Annotated in this window: 6 protein-coding genes; 1 reads left to right on the top strand and 5 read right to left on the bottom strand. The window is 50.9% G+C overall.

Annotated features, from left to right (window positions below):
- Positions 1-2 precede the first annotated feature (2 nt).
- Entirely contained in the window at positions 3-3,308 is a 3,306-nt protein-coding gene (locus tag C7120_RS03145; RefSeq protein ID WP_233247005.1) for a TonB-dependent receptor, read from the bottom strand.
- A 591-nt stretch (positions 3,309-3,899) separates the two neighbouring features.
- On the opposite strand from C7120_RS03145, the gene C7120_RS03150 reads away from it, so the two are divergent.
- Positions 3,900-5,756 carry a DEAD/DEAH box helicase gene (locus C7120_RS03150; protein WP_107620313.1) on the top strand — a complete coding sequence of 619 codons (1,857 nt, stop codon included), beginning with the start codon at positions 3,900-3,902 and terminating at the stop codon, positions 5,754-5,756.
- Between the two features lie 134 nt (positions 5,757-5,890).
- On the opposite strand, the gene C7120_RS03155 is transcribed toward C7120_RS03150, so the two are convergent.
- From C7120_RS03155 to C7120_RS03170, 4 genes are all read right to left on the bottom strand, one after another.
- Entirely contained in the window at positions 5,891-6,763 is an 873-nt protein-coding gene (locus C7120_RS03155; protein ID WP_146154190.1) for a hypothetical protein, read from the bottom strand.
- A gap of 161 nt (positions 6,764-6,924) precedes the next feature.
- A complete protein-coding gene (locus tag C7120_RS03160) occupies positions 6,925-9,036 on the bottom strand; it encodes a S46 family peptidase (RefSeq protein WP_107620315.1) in 2,112 nt (703 codons plus the stop codon).
- 6 nt (positions 9,037-9,042) lie between these two features.
- Positions 9,043-10,488 (bottom strand): lipopolysaccharide biosynthesis protein, encoded by a 1,446-nt coding sequence (locus tag C7120_RS03165; RefSeq protein ID WP_107620316.1) that lies wholly within the window; start codon positions 10,486-10,488, stop codon positions 9,043-9,045.
- Between the two features lie 4 nt (positions 10,489-10,492).
- The gene (locus C7120_RS03170; RefSeq protein WP_107620317.1) at positions 10,493-11,722 is read right to left on the bottom strand and encodes a nucleoside recognition domain-containing protein; all 1,230 of its coding nucleotides are present in this window, start codon (positions 11,720-11,722) and stop codon (positions 10,493-10,495) included.
- Positions 11,723-11,732 lie beyond the last annotated feature (10 nt).

Below are 11,732 nucleotides of genomic sequence, written 5' to 3' on the forward strand. Positions count from 1 at the left end.
GTTTAGAATGTAAAGTTAAGACCGAATGTAATCGTACGGTAAGTTCCGATGGAACCATAGCGGCCAGATGACACGCCGGCTGCAATTGTACCGCCATCCTCTGGATCAAGCCCTCTCCATTTAGTAATGGTGAACAAGTCAGTACCTGCTATATAAACACGCAAGCCTTGCATACCGATCTTACTGATGAGCTTTTTATCAAAGTTATAAGAAAACACGAGGTCTTTGAGCTTCAAGAAACCACGACCCTGCCAGTAAAGGTAATGCAGATTGTTTTCGTAGGCGTAGCGTGGATATACATTACTGTGGTTGGTCTCTGTCCAAGGATTCACATCATCAAGCTGTGCTCCGCTCGCACCGATAGCATACGCGTTCGGGTTAAGGCCCAAGAAGTGAGTATCGCTACTTGGCATCCAACGGAAGTTAAAGTACAAACTGAAGTTCTTGTAAGACACCGTATTACCGAAATTCAAGGTAAACAACGGGTCGGAATCGCCTATCACATGCTGGTCGTCGACAGTAATCTTACCATCATGATTGGTATCCTCAAACTTCAGGTCTCCAGGCTTAGCACTTGGTTGAATCTTGTTGCCTTTGTCATCTACATAGTTATCTATCTCCTCCTGGCTTTGGAAGACGCCGAGCATCTTATAGTCATAAGCAGCGCTGATAGGAGAACCTTTCACGAGTGCATAGTAGCTTTCCGGACCATAAGCCGTATAATTAGCTATATCCTTGCTGTTCTCCTTGCCCGCATAGTTTTTCCCATAGAGCGTCATCACCTTATTGCGGGCAAGATTGAATACAACCTGGGACTCCCAACGGAAATGATCATTGCCGTCGCCATTGATGTTGACTGAATTCAAGGTTATCTCTACACCCTTGTTCGATACCTTGCCGAGATTGGTCCATGCTGTGCTGAAGCCAGAAGGATAAGGCACTGAACGGGGCAACAGCATGTTGGTGGTGCGGCCCGTGTAGAGATCTATAGTACCGCTCAGACGATTCTTCAGTACGGAGAAATCGATACCCAGATTATACTTGGTAATGGTCGCCCACTGCAGGTCAGGATTACCAATCGAAGTCGGATAGTAAGTCAGATGAGACTCGTTACCCAACCATGTATAGCGAGTACCTACACCGGCAATGGTCTGATAAGCACTTACCGATCGACTGCCGTTCTGGCCCCAGGAGAGGCGCAGCTTCAGATGGTCAAGCCAGCTGACATTATTCTTTACGAAGCTTTCATTAGAGAGCACCCACGCACCACTCACTCCGTAGAAGTTACCCCACTTATTGTTCTGACCGAAAGCAGAGTAACCGTCTCGACGGAAGTTAAAGGTGAGATAATAGGTACTTGCATAGTTATAGTTCAAGCGAGCCAGATAGGCTATCGACTGCCAACGGCTACGGGTGCGTTTAACGGTGCGTGTGTTGGCTCCATCTGCGCCATAGAAGCCCAGAGAGGTAGAACCCGAAAAGTCGCTGTAGTCTATCTCCAGTCCATCGTTGTTGTAAGCCTCCCGAGTATAACCCAGTGTGGCATCCACATGGTGCTTTCCGAAGTCCTGATAATAGCTCAGGATGTTATCCACATTCCAAGTATAGGAGCGCGATGTTTCATCGTGTCCCTGGGCTTTATTGTTATATTGCGACGGGTTGTCCATGGCGCTCGTACTGTTGGTATCCACGAAATACTCTGGCCGTCCAAACCAATCGTAACCACTATAGTTACGGCGTGCATTCAAATTAAACCGATAAGACAGGCCTGGAAGGAACGGGAAGTCTATTTGGGTATAGAAAACACCATTCACATTCTGATTATCACGCTGTAAATCCGTCCACAGGAAAGAATGGCTCACATCAGTACCCCAGTAAGGGCTGACATAAGAGTTGCCTGCTCCCGACGGATCATGATTATACCAACTGTCATATTGGTCGTGAATCACATTGCCGTTGGCATCTGTACGATGCAGGCGCACATAGGAAAGAGGTGATGTCCATGTAGCCAGATTCATACTTGCAGGAACGCCCCACTGTCGGGCACTGAGGTAATTGGCCTTCAAACCCATGCGCAACCAAGCGTTGAGCGTAACATCTATCTTAGAAAGAATGTTGAACTTTTCATAGTCATCGCCACGCCGGACACCTTTTGTGCGGGTATAATCAGCTGACAGATAATAATGCACATACTTGGAGCCGCCACTCACATTGATATCATATTTCTGCCCCAGGCCCGTACGCGTCATCTCGTCTATCCAGTTGGTCCATGTACCGTCGTTCCAAGCTTCCTGCTCTGTAGCGGTCAACAAGGTGCTAAGTATCGTCTTGTTGCTCGGATCGAAGTCCAGATTGGCCACTGCCAGGTTGCCTGTCGCCTTCGCCAAGTTGAAACGATTGCGCAAGAGCTTTACCTTGTCATTCACCATCTTGGGAGCATTTGCCCAATCCGAGAAGCTCCATTGAGTGCTGAAGCGTACAGCTGGCTTCTCCGAAACACCACGCTTGGTCGTGATGATAATCACGCCATTGGCGGCACGGGAACCATAGATGGCTGCCGAGGACGCATCTTTCAACACATCAATGGTTTCGATATCACTGGTATTGATCTCGTTGATGGATCCGGAGAAAATTACCCCGTCCACAACAAGCAATGGCTGGTTAACACCTTGGTCTTTTAAAACCTTGCTGTTAGGGATAGAGTTCATACCCCGGATATTCATCGTCGACATATTATCACCTGCCGCACTGTTGGTAGGACGATAACTTATACCTGCCACCTGACTTGACAGAGCAGTCATGGCATTAGGGTTAGGCAGGTTGGCAATGGTGCTATTGGCAAAGCGAACACTAGAGATGGCGCCGGAGACATCCTTTCTTTTGGCAGTACCATATCCCACTACGACTACCTCTTCCAGCCCTTCCGTGTCTTCCACAAGACTGACCGAGACCTTGCCGCTTCCCACAGCCACATCCTGCGACTTGTAGCCCACATAGCTCACGGAGATCTTGGATCCCTGATTGATCTGCAATGTGAACATTCCGTCAACATCGGTAATGGTTCCGTTCGAGGGATTTCCCTTCTCCACCACCGTAGCTCCCATTACGGGCTGACCAGTCTCGTCGAGGACCGTACCCGTAACTGTCTTTTTCGCCTGTTGCTGAATGGCAACAGTTTTTTCATTAGCATTGCTTTCCACTGCCGACATACATATTGGAGCCAGCAGGAACAAAGAGGCAGCGAACAGGTTTTTCCACTGTCTCCTCTCCGGCAAACCGAATGAACGATTCTTTAATTTCTCATCCATAAATTATTGTTTTAGGTTAAACTTATATATTGATTTCACGATATCACCTCCATAGCAGCATACTACCATAGATTCGGTTTTATATAGATTGTCTTTTCCTTCTATGTTCTCCTATTGCCATATATATTAAGACTCTATTTTGTTGTCCTGATGGTATTTCCTAACAGGAATTCAGGGTATATTTATCATGGCATCATTCCGCGAATCACTCCCCTTCCTATTCAACATCATCATGCAAATATACAGAAAATTTTGTTTTTTTACTAGGATTTTATCTTTTTTCAATTTGACTCCCTTGAAAATTAGTTAAAAAGTGCGCAACTTATTGCGCAACCTGTAATCTTTCCACGCAATAGCACTTGCTGCTGTTATTGTATTCAATAAGACTCCCGGGATATCCGGTTGACAGAAAGCATCGACGGGCGTCATTCGGAACGAAAGCGGAAGACAGGGTTTTCCATAGATGACTATACTTCATGTAAGTCTCTTGTTTTGAGTATTTTACCCATAAAATGTTAAAATAATGGCACAAATTCAACTTTTCTCATGAATAATGATTACCTTTGCACCCGTTTTATAAGACATTCTATATTGAAGACATTTGAAGAATTAGGCGTTAACGAAGATATTCGCCGCGCCATCACGGAACTGGGATTCGAACATCCCATGCCCGTTCAAGAAGAAGTAATCCCCTATTTACTTGGTAATGGAAATGATGTAATCGCTCTGGCACAGACCGGAACAGGCAAGACCGCCGCCTTTGGAATCCCTCTTTTGCAGAAGATTGATCCCGAGAAGAAGGAAACCCAGGCCCTGATCCTCAGCCCTACCCGCGAGCTATGCCTGCAGATTGCCGACGACCTGACCGATTTTTCCAAATACATGAAGGGCGTGCATGTCGTTCCCGTGTATGGCGGAGCCTCCATCGAGACCCAGATACGCACCCTTCGCCATGGCGTGGAGATTATCGTGGCGACGCCCGGACGACTGATAGACCTGATGAAGCGCGGCGTGGCCAAGCTCGACCATGTGAACAATGTGGTGCTCGACGAGGCCGACGAGATGCTGAACATGGGTTTCCAGGAGAGCATCAACGCCATTCTGGAGAATGTTCCGGACGACCGCAACACGCTGCTCTTTTCCGCTACGATGAGCCGCGACATCGAGAGAATCGCCAAGTCTTACCTCCACGACTATAAAGAAATCGTGGTCGGCTCAAGGAACGAGGGTGCCGAGAATGTGAACCACATCTATTATATGGTGCACTCCAAGGACAAATATCTTGCCTTGAAGCGCATCGTGGACTTCCATCCGCGCATCTTCGCCATCATCTTCTGCCGCACAAAGATAGAGACCCAGGAGATTGCCGACAAGCTCATCAAGGACGGCTACAATGCCGAAGCCCTGCACGGCGACCTGAGCCAGCAGCAGCGCGACCTCACCATGCAGAAGTTCCGCCAGCACACCGTGCAATTGCTCGTGGCCACCGATGTGGCTGCCCGCGGACTGGATGTGAACGACCTGACGCATGTCATCAACTACGGGCTGCCTGACGATATCGAAAACTATACCCACCGCAGCGGCCGAACAGGGCGTGCGGGGAAGAAGGGAACCTCCATCTCCATCATCCACACGAGGGAGAAGTCGAAGGTTCGCGCCATCGAGAAGGAGATAGGCAAAGATTTCGTAGACGGAGTCCTTCCTGCCCCTGAGGAGATCTGCAAGAAACAGCTCTACAAAGTGATGGATGACATCATGAAGACAGATGTCGATGAAGAACTCATCGCTCCGTATATGGACGAAATCAACCGCCAGTTCGAGTACATAGACAAGGAGGACATCATCAAGAAGATGGTAACCGTAACCTTCGGGCGGTTCCTCAACTACTATAAGAACGCTCCTGAAATCGTGAAGCCCACTTCTTCCCGCGGCGACAAGAAGAGCAGCCGCAGCGAGCGTAAGAGCCAGGGCAGAGGTCCACGCAGGGCCGAAGCCGGTTATCAGCGTCTCTTCATCAATCTCGGAAAGGCCGACGGATTCTATCCCGGAGAGGTCATGCAGTTCCTCAATAAGAACATGCACGGCCATCAAGAGGTTGGGCACATCGACCTGCTGAGCAAATTCTCTTATATCGAAGTTCCCAAGGGGGATGCCCGCAAGGTGATGAAAGCCCTCAACGGAGCCTTCTACAAGAGCCGTGAAGTGCGCTGCAACGATGCCGATGACACAGGACACGGCAGGTCGTCGAGAGGCGGGAGCCGCGACGACAAAGGCGCCTCCCGTGGCCGTAAGGAGCGTGAGAACAGCCGTAAGGCGCGCTCCGAGCGCACCAACCCAAAAGAAGACTGGCGCGACTTGATGAACGGAGCTCCCTTTAAATTCAAGGGCGAGGAGCCCGACTTCAGCGAAGAGGGCTGGGCACGGCGCCGTCCGAAGAAGAAGAAATAAGTCCGTTGCGGTCGGGCTCGCCTCCTGAGAAGCTCGCCGCGACCGCCATTCAACATAAATCCCCATGCAAGTCCTTATGATACTTGCATGGGGATTTTCCCTTGCCTATGGCCAAAGAAAAAGCAGGATATTGCCTAATGGCCGGGCGGCGGAATGACGGGGCCGCGACCATGCTTGCCCGTAGTGGCCTTTTCCACGACCGTACGGATGAGTCCTCCCAAGGGAAGCTCGACCCTTACCTTTTTCGAGATATTGAATTTCGGTGTAACGATGGGTGCCATTATCCACCTACGCCCAAAAGAATCATAATAACGCTGAGCTCCCATGTCGATGGCGAATCCCCGCGCAGACCATGTCATGTATCCCCCATAGTGGGAAGTGGATACGAACGGGAGGGCCGCCAGCGAGAAATAAGGTTGCAGATTGTAATACTGTCCGAAGAGCGTAGCGCTCAAGTGGTCGGCAAACCGATAGGTCAACTGTCCCCGCAGCCCATACTGGGTAGCCATGCGACGGGCGAAATAGCGAGTAGCCGTGGCGTCTATTCGCAGATGCAGAGATCCGAAATCGCGGCCGAGACCCAGCGAGGCCGACTGCACTACGAGTAGGTTCGGATATTCCAGATGGTAGCTCTGTCCGTAAACCGAGAAGTTTTTGTTTTCCGCTATCGTGCCGGATGATAAGAAGTCATGCTGGTGAGGAAGGTTTCCAAGCGGCAGGCCGGGCGCGGGATAAGGCGACAGGAGAAGCCCGTCCCACTCTTCTTTGCCCCGGCTGATCTTCCTATAGAGCGTCGTATCCATCATCAGGTGCCTCATCTCCGACGAAGCCCGCAGGTCTCTCATCCACGGTTTCATCTCCAACGAGGGTGCCAACAGAGCCGTTTCCGGTATCGGCACTTCGTCCGCCTGCCGAAAAGATCCCTGCTTCCGGAATACCGTTTCTTGTGCATATACGACCTGAACCAGGCATATCAGCAGGAAAAACACAATCATTCTTCTCTTCATTTGCAGCTTTTTAAGAATCATCCCACGACAGAAGCGACTCCCCCTTGCGGCTTATCGCCGGATTACACGCCGTGTGTAATGTGGTTACAAGCAATGTGTAAGGTCGTTACACGCAGTGTGTAATCCTTTGGGAGATTGCCAGGCACTTTGCCCTTGGCAACCTATTGCGGATTGATTTCCCGCAAGAGGCGGTCGGCATGGCCCCACTTGTCCATCAAGTAGAGCACATAACGGATGTCCACTCCTATACAGCGAGCCAGCCGGGCATCGAAGTTGATGTCGCTGGAAAGGCTGTCCCAGTTGCCGTCGAAAGCCAGTCCGATGAGCCGCCCCCTGCCGTCGAACATCGGGGAGCCGCTGTTTCCGCCCGTGATGTCGTTGTTGGTGAGGAAGCAGAGCTGCATCCTACCGCTCGTCTTGTCCTGATAGCGGCCGAAGTCTTTGGCCGACATGAGCTCTTTCATCACCGGCTCGGCCTGATATTCAAAGTTGGTGTCGCCATGGTTCATCTTCTCCACGATGCTTTCGGCCGTCGTATAGTAGCCCGAAGGCCTGCCGCCCAACTCGAAGCCGCCCACCTGTCCATAGCTCAGTCGCATGGTGAAGTTGGCGTCGGAATAGTGGGGCTTATCCTCCTCCATGCGAATCTTGGCATCGCAGAGATAGCGTTCCTGCTCGTCAATCTCGTCGATGGTGGAGCTCATGTCGCCCCTTATCTCAGCGAGAACTTCCAGCAAGTCGAGCCCATACTGCAATCCGGGATCCTTCTGGTAACTCTTCTTGTTCACATAGATTTTCTCGCCGCTCCTCATGAGGAACGACTTTTTATAGAGAAAGTCGACATAAGCGGTGTAGTCGCCGCCGAATTGGGTGTCGATGGTCTTGTAGAAAGCCGGCAGATACTTGCCACTCACCTTGTCGCGATAGTTCTTCAGGAGCGTGGCAAACACCTCCTTATCGAGGTCGGCATCCCAAGTTTCGCTATTATCCTTAAACTCTACATACTGCTTTTTGGGCTTATTCCTCGGTCCCTGCACCTCGATATAGTTCAGACGCATGGCCCGGTTGCTGAACTCCGATGTCCCACGGAAAGTCTCCGAGAAATAGGTCATGGTCTTTCCCGCCTCGAAACGCTTGTCGTAGAGCTTCTTCATCTTCTGGAAATCAAGCTTTCCTCGCAGATATCCGGTGCTGTCCTGCCAGTGGGCAATCTGCTCCTCAAACTGACACTTTTGGTCGATCAGGCCAATCGAGTCGATGCACTTGTTCATGCCGATGGAGTTTTTCCAGTAGTTGGAGCTCTGCGCATACCTGGAGTCATACTTGATTCTGACAGCTTCATCTGCCCGCATGTGCTTCAGCATCACCTCCTGCTTCACGCCGCGAACCTGCGCACGGGGGGCGTTCATCGCGTCGCGACGCTCACGGATACCATAAGAGGAGAGATAACGGGAGGTAGATCCCGGATAACCCACCGTCATCGCGAAGTCGCCCTCTTTGTATCCTTGGAGTGAAACCGGCGCCCAACTCTTCGGGTGATAGGGCACATTGCCCTTGCTGTACTTGGCCGGACCATTGGTCTTAGGGTCTGCATAGATACGGAAGACGCTGAAATCGCAGGTCTGGCGCGGCCACATCCAGTTGTCGGTCTCACCGCCGTACTTGCCCATCGACTTCGGCACGGTGAAGACCAGCCGCAGATCGGTGAAGTCCTGATAGGTGGTGGCGTAGAACTTGTTGCCCTCATAGAAGGGATCGATATCTACATGCAGGGTGGAATCCTGCTTCCTGGCCTCCTGGGTATAGGCGTTGGTGAGCGAGTCGATGAGCATCTCCTGCTCTTCGGGCGTCTTATAATAGAATCCTCGGGCAAGCATCTCGTCGGTGATATCTTTCTGGCTCACCATGAAAGATACAAACATGTTCTCATTGGGCAGCTCCTCCTCATACGATTTGGCATAGAACCCGTTCAACATATAGTCGTGCTCTACGGTAGAATGCGAGCGGATGGCCTCAAAGCCGCAGTGGTGATTGGTGAAGACAAGGCCGTTGAGACTGACGACTACGCCCGAGCAATAGCCCGAGAAGTTGACCACGACATTCTTGATGGCGTTCTCTCCCGAGTAGAGAGCGGAGTAAGGCAGCTGGAATCCCTCGGCCCGCATGGTCTGATAAACGGGTTGCGGAAGGTTGTAGAGCGTCCACATTCCCTCGTCGGCCCTTGCCATGTTCATGGCGAGCAGTCCCGTCAGAATGATTATTGATTTCTTCATATCTGATTATTTTCTAAAATGTTTTCCAATGATAGGCAGTCCCGACAATGGGAAGTCTTTCTTCACGATGTAGGCAATGAAAAGAATGCCCAGCAAGGTGTTCACTGCCACAGCCGGCAGAGTCGGCAAGTTGCGATTGGAGGCCGTCATTGCAACGAACAGCAATGCGGCCAGCACCACATAGAGGGCCATCTCCTTCAACGGATAGCTGATGGGATAATATTTCTGTCCGACGAAATAAGACAAAATCATGGCCGTTCCGTATCCGGCAAAACCTCCCCATGCACACGCCATATAACCATATTTCGGCACGAAGACGACATTGATGACAATGAGCACGGCACATCCTATGCCCGAGAACATGGCCCCCCAGATGGTCTTGTCGATGAGCTTATACCAGAACGAGAGGTTGAAATAGACTCCCATCATGATTTCCGCCGCCATGACAATCGGCACGACCTTCAGGCCTTCCCAGTAATCTTTCCCGATGATGTGGCGGAGAATGTCCATATACCCTATTACCACAAGGAACGCCAGCAGCGTGAAAATCAGGAAATATTTCATGGCCTTTGCGTAGGTCGCACGGTCGTCCTTGCTCTTGGCCTGCCCGAAAACGAAAGGCTCGTAGGCAAAGCGGAAGGCCTGGGTGATCATCGCCATGATCATGGCAATCTTCGAACAGGCTCCATAGATACCCAGCTGACTGTGCACATCACTGGCCTTGTAGATAAACGGGAAAAGTATCTTGTCGGCCGTCTGGTTCAGGATGCCGGCAATGCCCAGGATGAGAATCGGCCAGGCATAGGCCAGCATGCGTTTCAGAAGATTCACATCGAAACCATAGGAAAAACCTTTCATCTCCTTCAGAAGGAAAAGCACCTGGACGGAAGAGCAGAAGAGGTTGATATAAAAGATGTAGACCACATCGGTAACTCCCACTATGAGGAAATAAAACAGGTTCAGCCCGATCAGCATGGCGATGTTCAGCAGTTTGATGCCCGCGAACTTCAAGGCTTTGTTCTGGTAGCGGAGATAGTCGAAGGGAATACACAAGAAGGCATCGACACCCACAGTAACGGCCATGATTCCTATATACTCGGGATGCTCCGCATAGCCTTCGAAAGAGGCGATGGGCCGCAGAAAGGCAATGACCAGCAGCACAAAAGCCAGCGACAACAGGCCTACCGCCCACAAAGTGGTACCGTATACCTTATTAGCATTCTCCTCCCGCTTGTTGGCAAAACGAAAAAATGTGGTCTCCATACCGAAGGTCAGCAAGACGAGCAGCAGTGCCGTGTAGGCATATACATTCGTAACGACGCCATAGCCTCCCGACGCAGCCGAAATCTTTATCGTGTAGAGCGGCACCAGAAGATAATTCAGAAACCGTCCAACAATGCTGCTTAGACCATAGATGACGGTATCCTTTGCCAATGATTTTAAGTTTGCCATTTTCCTAAAAGAACAAATAACATATTGAGATTGCCGCAATCACTCCCGCCAGATCGGCAAGAAGTCCACAGGCAACGGCATGCCGGGTGTACTTGACACTCACGCTGCCGAAATAGACGGCCAATATATAGAAGGTGGTATCCGTGGAACCTTGGAACAGACAGGAAAGGCGGCCGGCAAAGGAGTCGGCTCCAAAGGTCTTCATCGTATCAACCATAAGTCCGCGTGCGCCGCTACCCGACAATGGTTTCATGAGAGCCGTGGGAAGGGCGTCTACAAAACCCGTATCGAAACCACAGGTCTCTATGCACCACTTGATGCCTCCGATGAGCATGTCCATGGCCCCCGAAGCCCGGAACACGCCTATACCCACGAGGATGGCGACCAAATAAGGAATGATGCGCACGGCCGTCTGAAATCCTTCTTTCGCTCCCTCGATGAAGGCATCATAGACATTGACGCGCTTGAAGAGGCCCATAAGGATAAATCCCGTAATGATTGCCATCAGAAGAATGGTGGCAACACTCGTACTCACCGCATTCATCGTTGCTCCGTCCAACTGCGAGAATCCCCAGATGATGCCTGCCACAGCGACGCAAGCCCCGCCCAGCGTGAGCAGAAGGGTGCGATTCAAGAGATTAATGCGCTGATATAAGGAAGTGATCACGATGCCCGCCAAAGTGGCAAAAAAAGTGGCAAGGAGGATGGGGATGAATACATCCGTGGGCTGGGAAGCCCCCATCTGAGCCCGATAGGTCATGATGGAAACCGGTATCAGGGTAAGGCCGCTGGTGTTCAGGACGAGAAACATGATCATAGGATTGGTCGCCGTGTCCTTCTTGGGATTCAATTCTTGCATTTGTTCCATGGCCTTCAGGCCCAAGGGTGTTGCCGCATTGTCAAGCCCGAGCATGTTAGCAGCGATATTCATGAAGATGCTGCCCATTGCCGGATGGTTTTTCGGAATATCGGGAAAGAGCCTGACAAAGACCGGGGAAAGGAAGCGTGCCAAGGCATTCACCAATCCTCCACGCTCCCCTATCTTCATGATACCTAACCATAAGGACAGCACTCCCGTCAGTCCGAGGGAGATTTCAAATGCCGTCTTCGAAGAATCGAAGGTGCTGTTCATCATCGCCGGGAACACTTCCAGGTCGCCCAAGAAGAGAAGCCTGACGAGAGCCACCACGAAAGCAACGGCAAAGAACGCTATCCAAATATAGTTCAGTACCATTTCCGAATAT

Source organism: Prevotella sp. oral taxon 376 (assembly GCF_003043945.1).
In the GTDB taxonomy this organism is placed as follows: domain Bacteria; phylum Bacteroidota; class Bacteroidia; order Bacteroidales; family Bacteroidaceae; genus Prevotella.